Genomic DNA, 19,831 nt, shown 5'->3' on the forward strand with positions numbered 1-19,831 from the left:
AGGTTTTATGGCTGTGATGGTCATTACTGGCGGGACGGCGGGCGTGGGGAAAGCCACGGCGCTGCACTTTGCAAAAGCAGGCTACGATGTGGGCATTATTGCGCGCGAGGAGACAAGCCTGCACTCGACCCAGGAAGAGCTACGCCGTTTTGGCGTCAATGCATTGGCCGTGCAGGCGGATGTGGCCGACAGTCAGGCGGTGGTGGATGCCGCCAACGAAATTGAGTATCGCCTTGGGGCGATAGATGTGTGGGTCAATAATGCCATGGGAGCGGTGCTGGCGCCGTTTCGGACCATGACGCCGGATGAATTTCGCCGCGTCACAGAAGTCACCTACCTTGGCTACGTGAACGGTACCCGTGCCGCGCTGGAACTGATGGTGCCGCGCGATCGGGGCGTGATTATTCAGGTTGGCTCCGCGCTGGCCTACCGCTCCATTCCTCTGCAGTCCGCCTACTGCGGCGCCAAAGCCGCGATCCGGGGCTTTACCGATGCGGTGCGTACCGAGCTGATGCATGAGAACAGCCGGGTGCAGCTCGCCATGGTCCAGATGCCGGGGCTGAATACGCCGCAGTTTGAATGGGCACGGAATAAGTTTGCCTGGGCGATGCGCCCGGTTCCGCCGGTGTTTGAGCCGGAAGTGGCCGCGAGTGCCATTTTCAGGGTGGCGCAAAAACCGGTGCGCGAGCTGTGGGTGGGCAGCAGTACCATCCAGTCGATTGTCGGCCAGTTCCTCTTCCCCGGCTTTCTTGACCGCCTGATGGTGAAAAAGGCCTGGGAAGGGCAGATGACCGACACCCTGAACGCAGAAGACCGGCGGGATTACCTCGACCAGCCGGTCAACGACCTGCACAAAATCCACGGCCATTTCTCCGCTGAGGCGAAAACGCGCGCCAGCGCTGTCTCCTCTGGCGCGCCCGGGAAAGTGCTGCTGGGCTCCCTGGCCGTCGCAGGGATTGTGCTCACACGCCTGATGCGCGGCCGCAAAAAGTAGTCAGCGCAGCGCGCTACGGTTTGTCCAGAACCAGCGATAGCCGTAGCCGCCTATATCCAGCTCAACGGTTTTGCCGCAGACCAACGCATCCTCGTAGCGTTTGTCTGCCAGACAGGCGGTCCAGGTGGCGTGGCGGATCCCTCTGGCGGTGAAGGTCACCGGTTTATCGCTGAAATTAACAAAGGTAAGAATGCTGCGATCTTCAGCCTCGTAGTAAATCCCCAGCACTGCATCATTATCGATGGCGATAAGATGAAACGGCGCTACGGCAATCTCCGGGAATTCAGACCGCGTGTTGGCGATATCGATAATCCGGTGCAGCAGAGAGTTGCGGTGCAGCAGCGAATCCGCCACGTTAATTTTCTGATAACGATAGGGCCCGTGGTCAATGATGGGCGCGATAAAGCTCTGCGGGTCTGCGTCAGAGAAGCCACCGCCCTGAGAGGGCGCCCACTGCATGGGTGTACGCACGGCGTAACGCTCTTCTAAATCCAGATCATCACCCATGCCGATTTCATCCCCGTAGCGCATAACGGGCACCCCGGGCAGGGAGAACAGCACGGCGTGGCAGAGCGCCAGCCGCTTCTGGTCGCCATTCAGCATGGGCGCCAGGCGACGGCGGATCCCACGCTGGTACACGTTCATCTCTTCATCCGGGGCGAACGTGTCGAGGACGAACTGTTTATCCTTTTTACCGATCCCCTCCAGATCCAGCTCGTCGTGGTTACGCAGCCAGTTGGCAAAGCAGCAGGAGTCCGGCGGGACGATCATTTTCTTCACCGCATTGCGCAGCGGGCGGGCGCTTTTCCTGGCCAGGCTCACGTAGAAATATTTATTAAGCCAGAAGTTAAGCACCAGATGCAGGCGGTCGTTATTGCCGAAATAGTCCTTGTAGGCTTCCACTTCTACGTCAACTTCACCGAGCAGGATCGCCTGCGGGTTATGTTGGGTAATCAGGCGGCGCAAGTGCTCCAGGATCCACAGCCCCTTTTTCTCGTCACCGCCTCCGGCCTGGGTGGTGAGATGCGACGCGGCGTCCAGACGGAATCCCGATACGCCGAGCTTAAGCCAGAAGAGGATAATGTTCTCTATCTCTTTAATTACCGCAGGTGAGGTGAGGTTGAGATCAGGCTCGTGGCGATAAAACATATGCCGGTAGTATTGACCCGCCTCGTCATCCCATGTCCAGATGCTCTTTTCCACGCCGGGGAACATCGGAGGCGTATCGTCATCGTCATTATCTGACCACAGATAATAGTCGCGAAAGGGGGATTTCGGGTTGCGCCGGGCCTCCTGAAACCAGGGGTGGGCGTCCGACGTATGCTGGATCAACAGCTCGATAATGACCTGCATCCCCAGCTCACGTGCCTGCTCAATAAAAGCGATAATATCCGCCAGTTTGCCGAACCGGGGGTCGACCTGCAGGTGGTCGCTGACGTCATACCCTTCGTCCAGAAAAGGGGTAAGGTAAAACGGAGTGATCCAGATTACTGTCGCCCCCATGCGGCGTATATATCGCAATTTGGCCGTTATTCCGGCGATGTCTCCGCAGCCATCGCCGTTTAAATCGTAAAACAGTGCCGTATCAATTTGATAAATAATGGCCCGTGTATGCCATCCTGCCATCCTGCACCTCAGTGGTAACCTTCTGTATCAGAAACTTTTCCCCGAAAGACGTAGTAACTCCAGGCGGTGTACACCAGGATCACCGGAATAATCAGTAACGTCCCCACCAGCATAAAGAGCTGGCTGGCGGGCGGGGCCGCGGCATCCCACAGGCTAATGCGCGGCGGAATAATGTTCGGCCACAGGCTGATGCCCAGTCCGCTAAAACCGAGGAAGATAAGCCCAAGCGTCAACAGGAACGGACGCGCGTGGCTGGCCGGGTTGCGGGTCAAGCGCCAGATCCACAGGCTAAATACGCCTACCAGCAGAGGCACCGGCAGGAACCAGAAGAAGTTAGGCAGGGTAAACCAGCGCTCGGCCACGTACTGCCAGCCGAGTGGCGTCCAGATGCTCACCACCGCGATGACGACAATCAGCGCCAGCAGCACGTGGCGGGTCAACTCGCGCATGCGGTTTTGCAGTGCACCTTCGCTTTTCATGATAAGCCACGTGGTGCCCAGCAGCGTGTAGGCCACCACCAGCCCGATACCGCAGAAGAGGTTGAAGGGGGTCAGCCAGTCGAGGGCAGACCCCACGTAGCGTCGGCCTTCTACTTCAAAACCGTTGATCACCGCGCCGACCACCACGCCCTGGCTGAAGGTGGCGAGTAGCGAGCCTCCCGCAAAGGCATAGTCCCAGAACTGGCGGTGAGAGGGCGTCGCTTTGAAGCGGAACTCAAAGGCGACACCGCGAAAGATAAGACCGATCAGCATGGCGGTAAGGGGAATGGTGAGCGCATCGATGATCACCGCATAGGCCAGCGGAAAGGCGCCAAACAGCCCTGCGCCGCCCAGCACCAGCCAGGTTTCGTTGCCGTCCCAGACGGGGGCCACGCTGTTCACCATCACGTCGCGCTCTTTAGCATCGCCCACGAAGTTAAACAGCAGACCGATCCCCAAATCAAAGCCATCCATGATGATGTACATCAGGGTGGCGAAGACGATGATGGCAAACCAGATAACCGAGATATCGACGCCCATCAGATTCTCTCCTCTTCCGGAACAGACTCAGCGGCAGACAGCGGACGGGCGGGAGTGCCCGAGGTGTTTGAGGTTAGCGTGTCCACCGGCTGTGGTCCTTTCTTAATCAGACGCACAAGGTAGACATAGCCCACGCCAAACACCGAGCAATAAACGACGATGAAGGCCAGCAGGCTGATGCTCATCTGCAGCGTGCTATGCAGAGAGACCGCGTCGATGGTGCGCAGATAGCCGTAGACCACCCACGGCTGGCGACCCACTTCGGTGGTCACCCAGCCTGCGAGCAGCGCCAGCAGACCGGCTGGCCCCATACAGAGGGCAAACCAGTGGAACGGGCGCGAGTGATACAGCCGGTGGCGATAGCGTAGCCACAGGCTCAGGACGCCGAGGGCGATCATCAACAGCCCCATACCAACCATAATGCGGAACGACCAGAAGACGATGGTGGAATTAGGGCGATCTTCTTTCGGGAAATCTTTCAGCGCGGGGACCTGTTTATCCAGACTGTGGGTCAGGATCAGGCTGCCGAGGGCCGGGATCTCAAGCCCGTATTTGGTGCGCTCCTCTTCCATATCCGGCAGACCAAACAGCAGCAGCGGGGTGGCTTCCCCTGGCGGATTTTCCCAGTGCCCCTCGATGGCGGCGATTTTGGCAGGCTGATGTTCAAGCGTGTTCAGGCCATGCATATCCCCGACTACGGCCTGAATGGGGGCGACCAGCAGGGCCATCCACATGGCCATCGAGAACATTTTGCGAATGGCGGGCGTGTCGTTGCCGCGCAGCAGGTGCCAGGCCCCCGACGCGCCCACAAACAGGGCGCTGCACAGGAACGCGGCAATGGACATATGGATCAGCCGGTACGGGAAAGAGGGGTTGAAGATGACGGCCAGCCAGTCTTCAGGGATCACCTGACCGTTCTCAATGGTGAAGCCCTGCGGAGTGTGCATCCAGCTGTTAGAGGCGAGGATCCAGAAGGTGGACATTAGCGTACCCAGCGCCACCATGCAGGTTGCGAAGAAGTGCAGTCCCGGTCCAACCTTGTTCCAGCCGAACAGCATTACGCCGAGGAAACCGGCCTCAAGGAAGAAAGCGGTTAATACCTCGTAGGTCAGCAATGGCCCGGTGATGCTGCCTGCAAACTGAGAGAACCCGCTCCAGTTGGTGCCGAACTGATAGGCCATGACCAGCCCGGACACAACGCCCATACCAAAGTTGACGGCAAATATTTTGAGCCAGAAATGGTACAGGGAGCGCCAGACGTCGTTTTTGGTACGCAGCCACATACCTTCGAGCACCACCAGATAGCTGGCAAGCCCGATGGTGATCGCCGGGAAGAGAATATGAAACGAGACGGTAAAAGCGAACTGAATTCTCGCCAGATGAAACGCGTCGAGTTCGAACATGGTCCGTACCTCTGGAACGATGGGGCACGAGAATTACCAGGCAGCGGGAGCTGCCTGGCAAAACCGGTTACGGTTTTTTCTTACCGGCGCCTAGCTCGGCACCTGTTAACGGGTCGGCGTTCGGATCGGATTTTGTGCGAGCAGACATCGCCTTGACGAGCGTAGCCTGTTCGGTCGAGAGCGTCACGCTTGCACTCCCGTCTCCACCGTCAACCGCAGGTTGGGGGGCCTCAACGTAGTCGAAATGCTTATCGCTGTTCCAGCTTCCGCGGACCTCGCCACCTTCAGACATATTGTAGTACTTGTTGGTGAATTCCTCGATTGGCGGCAATTTCCCCGGCGGGAAATTATTGCGAATAGACTGAAGCGCCTTCTCGAAGGAGAGCTGGTGCGCCGCCTCTCGCGTCATCAGAAACGCCAGTGCATCTTTCACCCCGGGATCGTCTGTCACGTTGATCAGACGCTCATAGATGATTTTTGCCCGCGCCTCTGCGGCCACGTTCGAGCGCAGATCCGCCGTGGGTTCACCAATGGTATCAACATAGGCCGCCGTCCAGGGCACACCCGCAGAGTTAGTGAGCGGGGTACCGCCGCCGTAGAGCAGGGAGGTGATATGGCTGTCGTTGCCGTTTTCGGTCATGGACCGGTACAGCTCGGCTTCGTTCTCTACCCCTTCCGCCAGCGCGCCTTTGGCCCCTTTATTCAGCATGCCGACCAGCGTCCCGATGATTTCGAGATGGCTCAACTCTTCGGTCGCGATATCCATCAGCATATCTTTACGGCCAGGATCGTCATCACTCAGGCCCTGGGTGAAGTAGCGGCAGGCGGCCGCCAGTTCACCCTGCGGCCCGCCAAATTGTTCCAGCAGAAGATTGGCGAGGCCGGGATTCGGTTCAGCAACGCGAACCGTGTATTGCAGCTGTTTGACGTGTCGAAACATACACTCTCCTGTGGTTTATTTTTTCGCTTCGACACCTGATGCATCAGAACGCAGCAGGAACTGTTCCGTCGTTTGCGGAATATGACGAATTAGCCAGTCGGCCATCTCGCGCTCTTCGGCGAGAATGGTTTCAATGGCGGGTACAGAGGCGGTGTCGCCCGCTTTTTTGGCCGCAGCCAGCAGGGAGGTGTAGCAGGCAATTTCGAACTGTTCGAAAACATAGCCGCTGATGGAGCCTTTAACAATCTCATCGGACGGGAACATGCCGCCGATGGACTGGCCGAGCGCAGCCATTTTGCTCATTGAGTCTTTTAAAACCGAACGAGAAATATCATTACGATCGAGGATTTCCTCCAGCAATGTGATTTGCCGTTTTGTCTCATTAAGGTGCTGCTCAATACGGGCGCGAACATCAGGATAATTTTCAATACGGCTGGCCATCGATTCCAGCATTGATTCGGCTTGCTTTTCCATTGCATGGGCATCGCGTAGCCAGTCATGGTAGTGTTCTACGTGATTCATATTTCGTTCCTCATTATAGGTTCGCTTATTTGGTCTCACTTTCAGCAGCCTGATCGGCACGTGCGGCACTGTAGCCAGATAAATGGCCGACAATATTGGCGTAAATACTGATGATAATGACCCATAGTACGCTATTCTTCCACCATATTACGGAAGGAATAGCAAGAATGAACCATATTATAGCTGCCGTTAAATGGCACCGTTTAATTGTCCTGGGACTGATGCTCATTATATTTAACCTGTGTTATAGCGTCATTTTTGCGCTTTTTGGTTAATATTTCCTACGGCCAGGTCGGTGAGTTTAAGATCGGTTTCTTTTTCTTCTTCCAGTGTTTCGGCAAGAAGTTTAACGGCTTTTTTATAGCCAAGTTGTTCTGCTAATGTGGCAAGGGTACCGTAACTGGCAATTTCGTAATGTTCCACTTTTTGCGCAGCGGCAATTAATGCTGCATCACGGACTTCATTTTTTTCTGTGCTTTCGATGACCTCATTGGCCTCTTCAATTAAGCCTTCCATTGCCACACATTTCATTCGCTTAAGCTTAATACCGTCTTCCTGTTCGATAATCTGATCGATACGCTCAATCTGACCCTGCGTCTCCTCAAGGTGGGCGGTGAAAGCCGCGCTGAGCTTTTCACTGGAGGCGGCACGGGCAAGTTTGCTCAGGGCTCGGGTGAGCTGTTTTTCCGCGCTGTAGGTATCGGACAGTAGATGAATAAAAACATCCTCGATACTTTTCATATTCATATATTTTGCTCCGGTTAAAACGTTAAGGGAACTGCGAGCCTTTCGGCCCGCAGCATGCTCTCTGGTATTACTGAGACAGCTTAATAAAATCAGGAGTTATCAGATTTACGGCCTCCGCCGTGACTATTCTGACCCCCTTTCTTACCTGCTTCAGATGCGCGTTGCGGATCGTTTTTGAAATTACCGCCGCTGTGCTGGCCGCCTTTACGTCCAGCTTCTGATGCTTTTTCACGGTCTTCAGCGAAATTACCGGAACCACCACGATGCTCTGCCATATTAAACCTCATAGTCATATATTGGTTATGTCAGTACGATACAGAAATATTCCGTATCACTCGTCGTTCGAGTAATAACTTTAGACGCTGTGCGGCATGCGTCAAATGCGTTTCGCCATTCACGGTTGCGTTATTTAAAAATATTGGTGGGTTTACGCTTCGTTTGGCGAAAAAATATGGATGAGTGGGAAGGACTTGTAAAAAAATGCTCGGATTAATCCTAAGTTGCCGCTAAAAACCTGAAAGGTGAGGATAAAAATTGTAGCGCCACAATTTCGTTCAATTTTTAGCCGGGAGGGCCTCCGAAATTACTCCTTTATAGCTAGAAAACAGAATAATCATTAATTATAAGGAAACTCCTGGACGACGGGCCGGGGGGAAAGGAAGGGGGCCTGGTACGGCCGCGACAGGTTCGGGCAGCACACGGTTTGACCACTGTCGTCGTAAGATCACAAATCGTAAATTCTTCCCCCCGGAAGGAACGGGTTTCTCTACACTCCAGGTAATATTCACTGGAGGCATGACACCATGGCGAACACCATCACGGCTGATGATATTCGGGAACATTTTTCGCAGGCTATGTCGGCGATGTACCAGCAGGAAGTTCCGCAGTACGGCACCTTGCTTGAGCTGGTCGCGGACGTAAACCTGGCGGTTCTGGAAAACAATCCACTCTTACATGAACAACTGGCGAATGCAGATGAGCTGGCGCGCCTGAATGTGGAGCGTCACGGGGCTATCCGCGTTGGCACCGCAAAAGAGCTTTCTACCCTGCGTCGTATGTTTGCCATCATGGGCATGTACCCGGTCAGCTACTATGATCTCTCTCAGGCGGGCGTTCCGGTTCACTCGACGGCATTTCGCCCGGTGGATGATGCGGCGCTGTGCCGTAACCCGTTTCGTATCTTTACCTCACTGCTGCGCCTTGAGTTGATTGAGAACGTTGCCCTGCGCGAGCGGGCGGCGGAGATCCTCTCTCACCGCAACATCTTTACGCCGCGCTGCCTGGCGCTCATCGAACTGCATGAAAAAGAAGGGGCGTTCACCGAGGCGCAGGCGCGGGAGTTTGTTCAGGAAGCGTTAGAAACCTTCCGCTGGCACCGTCATGCGACGGTCGATCAGGAGACCTATCTGGCGCTGCATAATGAGCATCGCCTGATTGCGGATGTGGTCTGTTTCCCGGGATGCCACATCAACCACCTTACGCCACGCACGCTGGATATTGACCGGGTGCAGGAGCTGATGCCGAAGTACGGCATTGAACCCAAAATTCTGATTGAAGGGCCGCCGCGCCGCGAGGTGCCGGTGTTATTGCGTCAGACCAGCTTCAAGGCGCTGGAAGAGCCGGTGCTGTTTGCCGGGGAACATAAAGGCACCCATACCGCGCGCTTTGGTGAAATTGAACAGCGCGGGGTGGCGTTGACGCCGAAAGGTCGCGAGCTTTATGACAGTTTGCTCGCCGAGTCCGGCACCGGCAAAGACAACCTGACCCATCAGCTTCATCTGCGTGAAGTGTTCAGCGCCTTCCCGGACAGCGAGCTGATGATGCGCCGACAGGAGCTGGCGTATTTCCGCTATCGCCTGACGCCAGCGGGTGAAGCGCATCGTCATGCGTTTCGTCCGGGCGACGATCCGCAGCCGTTAATTGAACGCGGGTGGGTGGTTGCCCAGCCGATCACCTATGAAGATTTCCTGCCGGTCAGCGCCGCAGGGATTTTCCAGTCCAATCTCGGGAATGAAACCCAGGCGCGCAGCCACGGTAACGCCAGCCGGGATGCCTTCGAAGCGGCGCTGGGCTGCCCGGTCTATGACGAGTTCGCACTGTACGAGGAGGCGGAAACCCGCAGCAAACAGCGTTGCGGTTTGCTCTGAAATCGTTACTCTTCAGGGGTGTGATGGAAAAAGAAGGTAGTTATGCAATATCCCTCCGCCCCTGTGGTTGAAACGCGCTACGGCGCACTGGCTGGTTTTACGGATAATACTGTTCAGGCGTGGTACGGCATTCCCTACGCCGCACCGCCCGTTGGCAACTGGCGCTGGCGCTCACCGCGACCGCCCGAACGCTGGGATGGGGTTCGCATGGCAACGGCGTTTTCCGCCTCAAGCTGGCAAAGCAGCGAATATTGCCAGGAGCTGGGTGGCGGGGATCCCGGACAGTTTTCAGAGGATTGTCTTTATCTTAACGTGTGGTCACCCGTTGACCGCGTTGAGCCGCTGCCGGTGATGGTCTGGCTGCACGGTGGTGGGTTCACGCTCGGCGCGGGTGGGTTACCGCCCTATAACGGCAGGGCGCTGGCGGAACGCGGCGTGGTGGTCGTCACCCTCAATTACCGTCTTGGTCATCTCGGCTTTTTCGCCCATCCTGCGCTGGAGGGGGAAGAAGATCGCGTGGTGCATAATTTTGCCCTGCTGGATCAGATCGCCGCTCTCGAATGGGTGCGGGACAATATCGCCGCGTTTGGCGGCAATCCCGAAAACGTCACGCTGTTTGGTGAATCAGCTGGCGCACGCAGCATGTTGTCGCTGCTGGCCTCGCCGCTGGCGAAAGGGTTATTTCATAAAGCGATTGTGCAAAGTGGCTATACCTTGCCGGATACCCCGCGCGAGCAGGCCCTGCGAAAAGGGGAAGCGCTGGCCGCGCATTTTGGGCTGGAGAACGCGACAGCGGAGCAGCTGCGTGCTATTCCACCTGAGTCGTTCTGGCCGTTGACGGCACCGCTGAATATCGCCCCGGCGCCTGTCGCCGGAGATTGTGTGCTGCCGGAGCCGATGCTGGACGTCTTCTTCGCCGCCCGTCAGCAGCCTGTCCCCATCATGATTGGCTCCAACAGCGACGAGGCGAGCGTAATGGCGGTGTTTGGCATCGATCTCGCCGGACAAATTCAGAAGCTCCGCCGGGAGCGGCGCTTTGGTCTGGGGCTGATCAAGCTGCTCTATCCGGGCGTGAAAGGCGATGAAGAGCTGGGAAGGCAGGTGTGCCGGGATATGGCGTTCACCACCATGGGCTATGTGGTGATGCAGGCCCAGCAGCGCGTCGGCGCGCCGTGCTGGCGCTACTGGTTTGACTATGTGGCCGAAGCGGAGCACGCCACCTATATCAACGGTGCCTGGCACGGCAATGAGGTGCCGTATGTGTTTGATACGCTCGGAGAGGTGGAACCTTCACGGCAGTATGTGAACGCGCGTGATTTACAGTTCGCCGCCCACGTGGCCGACTACTGGGTGAGTTTTGCTCGCGATGCCGGGCATCGTGACAGCCTGCCAGGGCCGACGCACTGGCCAGCCTGCCGTAAAGGGCGTGACGTCCTGTTACGCATTGGTGTGAATAAGCATGCAGGTTTTAAGCTTGAAAACCGCTTTATGCGCGCCCGCATGAGCCTCTTTAAACGGGTGATGAAGCACCACGTTAACCTCGATTAAGCAAACAGGCACGAAATGCGGCCAGGCCGTTTTCCGTGCCTGGCGCTTCGCGCAGCACCAGCCGGTAGCTCGCACCGGTTTTGATGCTGGTCGCAAAAGGCCGCACCAGCCTTCCTGCGCGGATGTCCTCTTCCACCAGCGTTTCATCGGCGATGGCCACGCCCAGCCCCTGAATGGCCGCCGTAATGGCGAGATCCATCGTGTCGAAGTGTTGATTTTTGTGCATAACAACGCCCGGCTCATCCTGTTTCGCCAGCCACAGTGACCAGTCGGTTTTATCCCGTGTCGGGTGAAGAAAGGTCAATGAACCCAGTCCGGCCCCCGCCCGCAGCGGGCTGAGCACCGGAGTTAACGCCTCTTCGAACAGCAGATCGCCCGCGCTCATGTGCGTGCCAAACACGATGGCGGCGTCGTAGGATTCGGTTTTAAAGTTGACGTTATGATCGGTGGTGGTGGTCAACGCGATTTGCAGATCGGGCTGCTCGCGCTCTACCTCCAGCAGGCGCGGCACCAGCCAGCGCATGGCGCAGGTAGGCGCTTTCAGCCGGATCACCGTATGCTGGGTGCGGGCCCGATCGGCCACGTTCAGCATCTGTTCGAAAGCGGATTGTAGCTCCGGCAGCAGGGCGCTACCCTGGGAAGAGAGGCGTAATCCGCGCGCGTGGCGTTCAAAAAGCGGAAAGCCAAACCACGCTTCCAGAGCGGCGATTTTACGGCTCACGGCCCCCTGAGTCAGACAAAGCTCTCTGGCGGCATGGGTGAGATTCAGGTGACGCGCGGTCACCAGGAAGGCGTCGATGGCATTGAGCGGGAGCGAACGGCGCGACATAAAAACACCTCAGCTATGCATTTTTCTCATGGCTATTATGACAACAATTCGATTGTCCCGGCAACGGCGTTGTTGTTTGAATAGTTATGCAATCCCCATGAGAAGGATAAATGATGACCCTGAAGACCGCGGTACAAACCCGTTCCAAATTACCGGATGTGGGTACCACCATTTTTACCGTAATCGGCCAGCTTTCTGCTCAGCACAACGCCATCAATCTTTCTCAGGGCGCACCGAATTTTTCCTGCGACCCGAAACTGATTGCGGGCGTAACCCGCGCGATGGAGGCAGGGCATAACCAGTATGCCGCGATGACCGGCCTGCAGCCTTTGAAAGAGCGTATCGCGGAGAAAATTGCCACCCTTTACGGCACCACGTATGACCCGGGGCGCGAGGTGCTGGTTACCGCCAGTGCCAGTCAGGGGCTCTATTCCGCCATCAGCGGGCTGGTGCATCCGGGCGATGAGGTGATCTACTTCGAACCGTCATTTGATAGCTACGCGCCGATTGTTCGCCTTCAGGGCGCCACCCCGGTCGCCATCAAACTCACGGTGCCGGATTTTGCCGTGAACTGGGATGAGGTCCGCGCGGCCATCACCCCCAAAACGCGCATGATCATCATCAACACGCCACATAATCCAAGCGGGCAGGTGTTCTCCGCGAATGACCTGCAGCAGCTGGTGGCCGTGACGCGCAATACCGATATCATTATTTTGTCTGACGAAGTGTACGAGCACGTCGTTTTTGACGGTGAACCGCACCACGGTATGGCTACACATCCGCAGCTGTCGGAGCGTAGCGTCATTATCTCTTCCTTCGGAAAAACCTATCACGTTACCGGATGGCGCGTGGGGTACTGTGTTGCGCCGGCGGCACTGATGGAAGAGATTTGTAAAGTGCATCAATTTTTGATGTTTTCTGCGGATACGCCAATGCAGCATGCGTTTGCCGAACATATGACCGATCCGCAAACCTGGCTGTCGCTGGCGGTGTTTTATCAGCGCAAGCGCGATCTGCTGCAAACTCTGCTGGCTGAGTCGCCGTTTAAACTGCTGCCGAGCGCGGGCTCGTTCTTCCTGCTGGCGGATTACAGCCCATTCAGCGACGAGCCCGACAGCGAGATGGTGAAACGGCTGATCGTTGAGTGCGGTGTCGCGACCATTCCGCTATCCGCTTTCTATACGGATGGTACGGACAATAAATTGATTCGTCTCTCTTTTGCCAAAGATGAGGCGACGTTACGGGCAGGTGCCCAGGCCCTGTGTCGGGTTAAACCACGCTAAGGAGTTTGAGATGAAATTACGCGCGTTAGTTGTCGGCATGGGACTGCTGTGTACGTTTTCGTCATTCGCGGCCACCGAACTGCGGTACGGACTGGAAGCGGAATATCCACCGTTTGAGAGCCGCAATGCCTCCGGCGAGCTGGAAGGGTTTGACGTTGAATTGGGGAATGCCATTTGCAAAGCCGCAGCGCTGAAATGCACCTGGGTGGAAACGTCCTTTGATGCGTTGATTCCGGGACTGGTGGCGAAGAAATTTGATGCCATCAACTCGGCGATGAACATCACCGAACAGCGGCGCAAAAGCATTGATTTTACCCAACCTATCTACCGCATCCCCTCGCAGTTAGTGGGCAAGGCCGGAACCGCAGTAGAGGCGACACCTGAAGGGCTGAAGGGCAAAACCATTGGCGTGTTGCAGGGTTCCATTCAGGAAACCTATGCCAAAGAGCACTGGGAAAAGCAGGGTGTCACGGTAGTGTCGTATAAAGATCAGAATATGGCGTGGGGCGATTTGCTGAATGGCCGCATCGACGCCTCGCTGGTGATGTCCGCGGCCGGGCAGGCAGGGTTCCTGAGCAAGCCGCAGGGGAAAGGGTTTGGCTTTATCGGCAAACCGGTGTCTGACGACACCATCCTCGGCAGCGGGATCGGCTTTGGGCTGCGCAAAGGGGATGAGGCCACCAAAAAGCAGCTTGATGCCGCGATTGATAAAGTTCGTGCCGACGGCACGATCGCAAAACTCGCTGATAAGTACTTCCCGGGTATCGATGTCAGCGTAAAATAACCACCTCATTTCGCCCCGGTTGTCGATGTCGCACCGGGGCATTTTTCTTCACACTTTCCAGGCTTTCTTTACACCACTTTCGGGCCGTTCTGGTCGACAGAAAATATTTCTCACTTTGCTCATATAATCACCGGCCAACAATTGGATTCTTAACCGTTTTTGTTTAGGCTGTGCGTTCTTTCTTGCCGTCATTTCGCCGAGCGCGAAACACATTCACACGACCATAAGGACGTTTTTCCAGGCATGAATCGCAGACGTTTTTTACAAGGTTCGCTGGCAATGGCAGCCCTGAGCGGCACTTCTGGCCTTGCTTCACTGTTCTCCAGAGCGGCCTATGCCGCTGACTCTGACATCGCCGATGGCCAGAGCCGTCGTTTTGACTTCTCCGTACTGCAATCCATGGCCCATGACCTGGCGAAAACCCCGTGGGGTGGTGCGCCGCGTCCGCTGCCGGAAACGCTGGCAACCATGACGCCGCAGGCCTATAACGCCATCCGGTACGATGAAAAGCAGTCCCTGTGGAACAACATTGAAGGCCGTCAGCTTGACGTGCAGTTCTTCCACATGGGGATGGGCTTCCGCCGCCGCGTGCGGATGTTCTCCCTGGACCAGTCGACCTCCCAGGCGCGTGAGATCCACTTCCGCCCGGAGCTCTTCAGCTACGGGGATACCGGGGTAGATACCAAACAGCTGGAAGGGCAGAGCGACCTCGGTTTTGCCGGCTTCCGCGCCTTCAAAGCGCCTGAGCTGGCGCGTCGCGATATTGTCTCTTTCCTCGGCGCGAGCTATTTCCGTGCGGTGGATGACACTTACCAGTACGGCCTGTCGGCGCGTGGTCTGGCGGTGGACACCTTTACCGACACGCCGGAAGAGTTTCCTGATTTCACGGCCTTCTGGTTTGAAACCGTCAAACCGGGCGACACCACCTTTACCGTCTATACGCTGCTGGACAGCCCAAGCATTACCGGTGCCTATAAGTTCGTGATCCACTGCGAGAAGAGCCAGGTGATCATGGAAGTAGAAAACCATCTCTATGCGCGTAAAGACATCAAACAGCTCGGTATCGCGCCGATGACCAGTATGTTCAGCTGCGGCAATAACGAGCGCCGTATGTGCGACACCATTCATCCGCAGATCCATGACTCGGACCGTCTGGCCATGTGGCGCGGTAACGGCGAGTGGATCTGCCGTCCGCTGAACAACCCGCAGAAATTGCAGTTCAATGCCTTTGTCGATAAAAACCCGAAAGGGTTTGGTTTGCTGCAGCTTGACCGGGATTTCTCCCACTATCAGGACGTGATGGGCTGGTATAACAAACGCCCAAGCCTGTGGGTGGAGCCGCGTAACGACTGGGGTAAAGGTGCGGTTGGCTTGATGGAGATCCCAACCACGGGTGAAACGCTGGATAACGTGGTTTGCTTCTGGCAGCCGGAAAAAGCGGTCAAAGCGGGCGATGAGCTGGACTTCAAATATCGCCTGTACTGGAGCGCCATGCCGCCGGTACGCTCCCCGCTGGCCAACGTCTTCGCGACGCGTACCGGTATGGGCGGCTTCCCGGAAGGCTGGGCGCCAGGTGAACACTACCCGAAAGTATGGGCCCGCCGCTTCGCCATCGACTTTGTCGGCGGCGATCTGAAAGCGGCCGCGCCGAAGGGGATTGAGCCGGTGATTACGCTCTCCAGCGGTGAAGCGAAGCAGGTGGAAATCCTCTACGTTGAGCCGTTTGACGGATACCGCATTCTGTTTGACTGGTACCCAACGTCCGATTCGACGGAGCCGGTGGATATGCGCCTGTTCCTGCGCTGTCAGGGCGATGCCATCAGTGAAACCTGGCTGTATCAGTATTTCCCGCCAGCGCCGGACAAACGTAATTACGTTGACGACCGGGTAATGCGTTAACGATCGATTCCCTCTCCCTTCGGGAGAGGGATCCCCACAAATAATGCCTGCACAGACGGCCCCCTCTCCCTTTGGGAGAGGGCTGGGGTGAGGGGCAATAACCGCAGCAAAATCCGAAATTATCCCGGTATCTTCCCCCTATAGCGCGCCCAGCAGAGGCGTGCGGGTGATTCGACTCTCGCCGTTAACTACTTTTTCGCCGCGCAGATGAATGCTGTCGCCGTCGAAAGCCTCAATGACGGCATCGTCGGTGATTTCAACGTGGTGCTCAATCAGTACGTCGCCGCTGATCCGCGCCCGCCCCTGAATCACGACCTTATCATCAATCATGATCGGCCCCCCGCGTAGCCACGCCTGACCGCCAATCAGCACGTGGTGCTTAATTACGCAGTTGCCTTCCACCACCGCATTCTCAGCCACCTGAGAGCTGTAGCGCACGGTAGGGATGGCATCGTCGTCGAATCCGGCAATCAGGCGCGCGTTGCCGTACACTTTTGCGCAGTCGCAGACCCAGACGTTATTGATATCGTTCCCTTCAAGAATGGCCTTGTCGAACACCTCGGCACGGTGCTCGATAAACGCATAATTGACGATGGCCTCGCCGTAGATTTGCGCCTGATGCACCACGCGCGACTGGCTGACGGTCGCGTTGTCGTAGATTTTAAGGATCTGCTCCTGGTCTGGGGTTAAGCCTTTGGCGGCGATAATCATGCTGTTATGCAGCACCCGGGCATCACCAAAAATATGGCATTCCCCCCGTACGGTGGAGTTCTGGATGGTGACGTTGTCACTTATTCGCGCCCCATGGCTCACGTTTGCCCCGTCCAGCCAGCTGTTGCCGCTAATATGGGCATGGTCGCTGACGACGCACGGCAGGGTCAGACGGGCATTACCGGAGACGGTCGCACCGGCGAAGACCACGCTGTTTTCGTCGTAGATCCAGCAGTTCCCCTCCTGAGACAAGGCGCGTTCATCTTCAATCCAGCCGCCTTTCGTCCCGGCGGCGACGTCATTAAAATCTGTCGTGGCGATAATCTGTTTTAACGTAGCCGAGTGGGGCGTTTCGCCGTTTTTCCAGTGCCAGAGCCGGGTTTCATCGCTGAGCCGATACTTTTTCATCGTGTTATCCCTGGTAAGCGTCTTCACTAAACGTAGCAAACTTTCAGCTTTGCGTTGTGCTGGCATCCGAGGCGGAAACACCTTAAAATGGCATTTCAAATACATTTTAAATTTTAAAATTAATGAATAAAAATGACGAAACCCGGCAGGTACTTAACCTGCCCGCAAGTTATTTTGGCATGGTCCTTGGCATCATCGGCATGGGGTTCGCCTGGCGATACGCCAGCACCCTCTGGCCGGTTACGCGCTGGCCGGGTGAGGGGTTGGTTGCCCTTGCGGTGGTATGTTGGTTTTTACTGACGGTGGCGTTTATTACGCGCGCGGTGCGTTTCCCGCGTAGCGTGCTGGCGGAAATGCGACACCCGGTGATGAGCAGCTTTGTCAGCCTTTTTCCGGCCACCACGATGCTGGTTGCCATTGGGTTTGTCCCCTGGTACCGCCCGGTTTCGCTGGTGTTATTTGCCGTGGGCGTGGTGGTGCAGCTTGCCTATTCCGCCTGGCAAAGCGCCGGGCTATGGCGCGGTAACCATCCTCAGGAGGCGACAACGCCGGGGTTATATCTGCCTACGGTGGCAAACAATTTTATCAGCGCGATGGCGTGTGGTGCGCTGGGGTTTAACGATGCAGGGTTAGTCTTCCTCGGCGCAGGTGTCTTTTCCTGGCTCAGCCTGGAACCGGTTATTCTCCAGCGCCTTCGCAGCGCGGGTGAACTGCCCACCGCACTGCGTACGTCGCTGGGTATTCAACTGGCCCCGGCGCTGGTGGCCTGCAGCGCCTGGATTAGCGTCAACGGCGGGGAAGCCGATACCTTTGCCAAAATGCTGTTCGGTTATGGCCTGTTGCAACTGCTGTTTATGTTGCGTCTGTTGCCGTGGTATATGTCTCAGCCGTTTAACGCATCGTTCTGGAGCTTCTCGTTTGGCGTGTCGGCACTGGCAACCACCGGTCTGCATCTGGGGCACAGCAGCGCGTCAGGCTTTTTCCACGCCATTGCCGTGCCGCTCTTTATCTTCACTAACTTCATCATTGGGATGCTGTTGGTTCGTACATTCATCCTGCTGATACAGGGCAAACTTCTGGTGCGCACTGAGAAAGCACGGCTTATGCAATCTGAGGAACAATAATGGCTGTCGACGAAAACTACTTCACCGAGAAATATGGACTCACCCGTACCCATTCAGAGGTGCTGTACAGCGCAGAGATCGTTAAGCCCGGTAAAACGCTCGATCTCGGCTGCGGCAATGGCCGCAACAGCCTCTATCTGGCCGCTAACGGTTACGATGTGACGGCGTGGGATAAAAACCCCATGAGCATCGATAACATCGAACGCATTAAAGCGGCGGAAGGCATAGCGAATCTGCAGACGGCGATCAAAGACCTGAACAGCCTGAGCTTTGACGGGGAATACGATTTCATTCTCTCCACCGTGGTGCTGATGTTCCTTGAAGCGAAAACCATCCCTGGTTTGATCGCCAATATGCAGCGCTGCACGAAACCGGGCGGTTACAACCTGATTGTGGCCGCCATGGATACTGCGGATTATCCTTGTACCGTCGGCTTCCCGTTTGCATTCAAAACCGGCGAACTGAGCCACTATTACGAAGGCTGGGATCTGCTTAAGTACAACGAAGATCCCGGCGAACTGCACCGCACCGACGAGAACGGCAACCGCATCAAATTGCGCTTCGCGACCCTGCTGGCACGTAAACCCGCTTAACGGGCGGCCAGCAGACAGAGTTGCAGGGCAGTATGGTAAGAGGCCTCGAACGACGACAGCGGCAGAAACTCAAACCGTGAGTGGAAATTGTGCGCGCCGGTGAAGAAGTTCGGGGTTAACAACCCTTTGGCTGAAAGCGCCGCGCCGTCTGTTCCGCCGCGCATCGGGGTGGGTTTGGGGGTGATCCCAAGGGATTCCATTGCCGCAAACATCAGGTCAATGGCCCGGCGATCTTCCCCAATCGCATTGCTGATATTGCTGTAGGTATCCTCAATCTGGTACTCCACCTTTGCGGTGGGGTGTCGGGCGGCAATCAGCGCCGCGACGTCGGCAATCTGCTGCTTACGGGCGGCAAAGCTTGCCTGATCGAAGTCGCGGATATTCGCTCTCAGTACGGCCTCGTTTTGCCCGGCCTGAATGCCGTTAAACCAGATATAGCCCTCACGCCCCTCGGTGCACTCCGGGGTTTGCTGTCGGTCAAAATGGTTAATGAAATCCGTCGCCATCAGCAGCGGGTTCACCAGCACGCCTTTGGCAGACATGGGGTGCGCGGTGACGCCGGTAAAACGGATTTCTGCCGCCGCCGCGTTAAAGTTTTCATAGACAATTTCACCCAGCTCGCAGCAGTCAATCGTCCAGGCAAAATCAACGTCGAAGCGCTTCAGATCCAGCGCTTTTGCCCCCTTCAGGCCAATCTCCTCATCCGGCACAAACGCAACCACGATATCCCCATGCTGATCCGCCGACGTCAGGTTTTCCAGCAGGGTCATCACCACGGTCACGGCGGCTTTATTATCTGCGCCTAATACGCTGGTTCCATCGCTGAAAATAATCTCTTCGCCGGGATAGGCCAGAATTTCCGGGTGCTCATTGACGCGAAGCCAGATCTCTTTCTCTTTATTCAGACAGAGGTCTTCACCATTAAAGGTTAATATTTGTGGATGAATATCCGGTGATAATCCCACGTCAACGGTATCAATATGGGTAATAAATCCAATCCGCGGCGCGCCGGGCACATTGCCTTTTTTTACCGCGGTGACCGTGGCAAATTCATCGATGACAATGTCGTCTAAGCCCAGCTGTGTCAACTCTTTGGCCAGTTCTCGCGCCATCTCATGCTGGCCCGGAGTGGAAGGGAGAGTGCTGACTTTTGCATCGCTCTGGCTGGTGATGGCGAGATAACGGAAAAAGCGTTGCGTTAATTGTCTGGAAAGCGGCGAGCCCATAGTGTTTTCTTCCTTATTTATTTTTCGG

General features: G+C 56.3%; 19 protein-coding genes. 8 read left to right on the top strand and 11 right to left on the bottom strand.

The annotated features are described in order from the left end of the window. Positions 1–7 precede the first annotated feature (7 nt). Positions 8–994: an SDR family oxidoreductase gene (locus ACQG22_RS11225; RefSeq protein ID WP_020688581.1), complete on the top strand. Its 987-nt coding sequence runs from the start codon at positions 8–10 to the stop codon at positions 992–994. Here ACQG22_RS11225 and ACQG22_RS11230 read toward each other — a convergent pair whose 3' ends face one another. The 8 genes from ACQG22_RS11230 to ACQG22_RS11265 form a co-directional block, all read right to left on the bottom strand. After that, positions 995–2,620 carry an alpha-amylase family protein gene (locus tag ACQG22_RS11230; RefSeq protein ID WP_062934432.1) on the bottom strand — a complete coding sequence of 542 codons (1,626 nt, stop codon included), beginning with the start codon at positions 2,618–2,620 and terminating at the stop codon, positions 995–997. An 8-nt stretch (positions 2,621–2,628) separates the two neighbouring features. Then, positions 2,629–3,639, bottom strand: coding sequence for a cytochrome d ubiquinol oxidase subunit II (cydB, locus tag ACQG22_RS11235; RefSeq protein WP_020688583.1), 1,011 nt, complete (start codon positions 3,637–3,639; stop codon positions 2,629–2,631). Next, positions 3,639–5,042 carry a cytochrome ubiquinol oxidase subunit I gene (locus ACQG22_RS11240; protein WP_013096665.1) on the bottom strand — a complete coding sequence of 468 codons (1,404 nt, stop codon included), beginning with the start codon at positions 5,040–5,042 and terminating at the stop codon, positions 3,639–3,641. The genes cydB and ACQG22_RS11240 overlap by 1 nt, the downstream gene beginning before the upstream one ends. A 67-nt stretch (positions 5,043–5,109) precedes the next feature. Beyond that, positions 5,110–5,982 (bottom strand): manganese catalase family protein, encoded by an 873-nt coding sequence (locus ACQG22_RS11245; RefSeq protein WP_020688584.1) that lies wholly within the window; start codon positions 5,980–5,982, stop codon positions 5,110–5,112. A gap of 15 nt (positions 5,983–5,997) precedes the next feature. Continuing rightward, positions 5,998–6,504 carry a ferritin-like domain-containing protein gene (locus ACQG22_RS11250; RefSeq protein ID WP_013096663.1) on the bottom strand — a complete coding sequence of 169 codons (507 nt, stop codon included), beginning with the start codon at positions 6,502–6,504 and terminating at the stop codon, positions 5,998–6,000. Between the two features lie 25 nt (positions 6,505–6,529). Then, complete coding sequence (locus ACQG22_RS11255; RefSeq protein WP_013096662.1) at positions 6,530–6,733, bottom strand: hypothetical protein; 204 nt, start codon at positions 6,731–6,733, stop codon at positions 6,530–6,532. Positions 6,734–6,756: 23 nt separating this feature from the next. After that, on the bottom strand, positions 6,757–7,251 hold the full coding sequence (locus ACQG22_RS11260; protein WP_014831873.1) for a ferritin-like domain-containing protein: 495 nt from the start codon (positions 7,249–7,251) through the stop codon (positions 6,757–6,759). A gap of 89 nt (positions 7,252–7,340) precedes the next feature. Next, positions 7,341–7,526, bottom strand: coding sequence for a general stress protein (locus ACQG22_RS11265; protein ID WP_004150795.1), 186 nt, complete (start codon positions 7,524–7,526; stop codon positions 7,341–7,343). A gap of 528 nt (positions 7,527–8,054) precedes the next feature. Between ACQG22_RS11265 and hglS the strand changes: the two genes are divergently transcribed. Continuing rightward, on the top strand, positions 8,055–9,398 hold the full coding sequence (gene hglS / locus ACQG22_RS11270; protein ID WP_020688588.1) for a 2-oxoadipate dioxygenase/decarboxylase HglS: 1,344 nt from the start codon (positions 8,055–8,057) through the stop codon (positions 9,396–9,398). Between the two features lie 42 nt (positions 9,399–9,440). Continuing rightward, on the top strand, positions 9,441–10,946 hold the full coding sequence (locus ACQG22_RS11275) for a carboxylesterase/lipase family protein (RefSeq protein WP_369706497.1): 1,506 nt from the start codon (positions 9,441–9,443) through the stop codon (positions 10,944–10,946). Here the strand turns inward: ACQG22_RS11275 and ACQG22_RS11280 are convergent. Continuing rightward, complete coding sequence (locus ACQG22_RS11280; protein WP_045902939.1) at positions 10,933–11,775, bottom strand: LysR family transcriptional regulator; 843 nt, start codon at positions 11,773–11,775, stop codon at positions 10,933–10,935. The two genes, ACQG22_RS11275 and ACQG22_RS11280, sit on opposite strands and share 14 nt — an antisense overlap. A 113-nt stretch (positions 11,776–11,888) precedes the next feature. On the opposite strand from ACQG22_RS11280, the gene ACQG22_RS11285 reads away from it, so the two are divergent. From ACQG22_RS11285 to ACQG22_RS11295, 3 genes are all read left to right on the top strand, one after another. Further along, the gene (locus tag ACQG22_RS11285; RefSeq protein WP_038980635.1) at positions 11,889–13,058 is read left to right on the top strand and encodes a pyridoxal phosphate-dependent aminotransferase; all 1,170 of its coding nucleotides are present in this window, start codon (positions 11,889–11,891) and stop codon (positions 13,056–13,058) included. Positions 13,059–13,068: 10 nt separating this feature from the next. Next, positions 13,069–13,842 (top strand): ABC transporter substrate-binding protein, encoded by a 774-nt coding sequence (locus ACQG22_RS11290; protein WP_014831878.1) that lies wholly within the window; start codon positions 13,069–13,071, stop codon positions 13,840–13,842. Positions 13,843–14,085: 243 nt separating this feature from the next. Beyond that, the gene (locus tag ACQG22_RS11295; RefSeq protein ID WP_013096654.1) at positions 14,086–15,741 is read left to right on the top strand and encodes a glucan biosynthesis protein D; all 1,656 of its coding nucleotides are present in this window, start codon (positions 14,086–14,088) and stop codon (positions 15,739–15,741) included. A 138-nt stretch (positions 15,742–15,879) separates the two neighbouring features. Here the strand turns inward: ACQG22_RS11295 and ydcK are convergent, their stop codons facing one another. Then, on the bottom strand, positions 15,880–16,860 hold the full coding sequence (gene ydcK, locus ACQG22_RS11300; protein WP_013096652.1) for a YdcK family protein: 981 nt from the start codon (positions 16,858–16,860) through the stop codon (positions 15,880–15,882). A 122-nt stretch (positions 16,861–16,982) separates the two neighbouring features. Between ydcK and tehA the strand changes: the two genes are divergently transcribed. Together tehA and tehB are read left to right on the top strand one after the other, a co-directional pair. Beyond that, complete coding sequence (gene tehA, locus ACQG22_RS11305; protein ID WP_058651345.1) at positions 16,983–17,984, top strand: dicarboxylate transporter/tellurite-resistance protein TehA; 1,002 nt, start codon at positions 16,983–16,985, stop codon at positions 17,982–17,984. Next, on the top strand, positions 17,984–18,577 hold the full coding sequence (gene tehB, locus ACQG22_RS11310; protein WP_013096650.1) for a tellurite resistance methyltransferase TehB: 594 nt from the start codon (positions 17,984–17,986) through the stop codon (positions 18,575–18,577). Before tehA ends, tehB begins: the two co-directional genes overlap by 1 nt. Here the strand turns inward: tehB and pepT are convergent. After that, positions 18,574–19,803, bottom strand: coding sequence for a peptidase T (gene pepT, locus ACQG22_RS11315; RefSeq protein WP_095427383.1), 1,230 nt, complete (start codon positions 19,801–19,803; stop codon positions 18,574–18,576). The two genes, tehB and pepT, sit on opposite strands and share 4 nt — an antisense overlap. Positions 19,804–19,831 lie beyond the last annotated feature (28 nt).

Origin of the sequence: Enterobacter cloacae complex sp. 309I3 (assembly GCF_050031595.1) — a bacterium.
Classification (GTDB): domain Bacteria; phylum Pseudomonadota; class Gammaproteobacteria; order Enterobacterales; family Enterobacteriaceae; genus Enterobacter; species Enterobacter cloacae.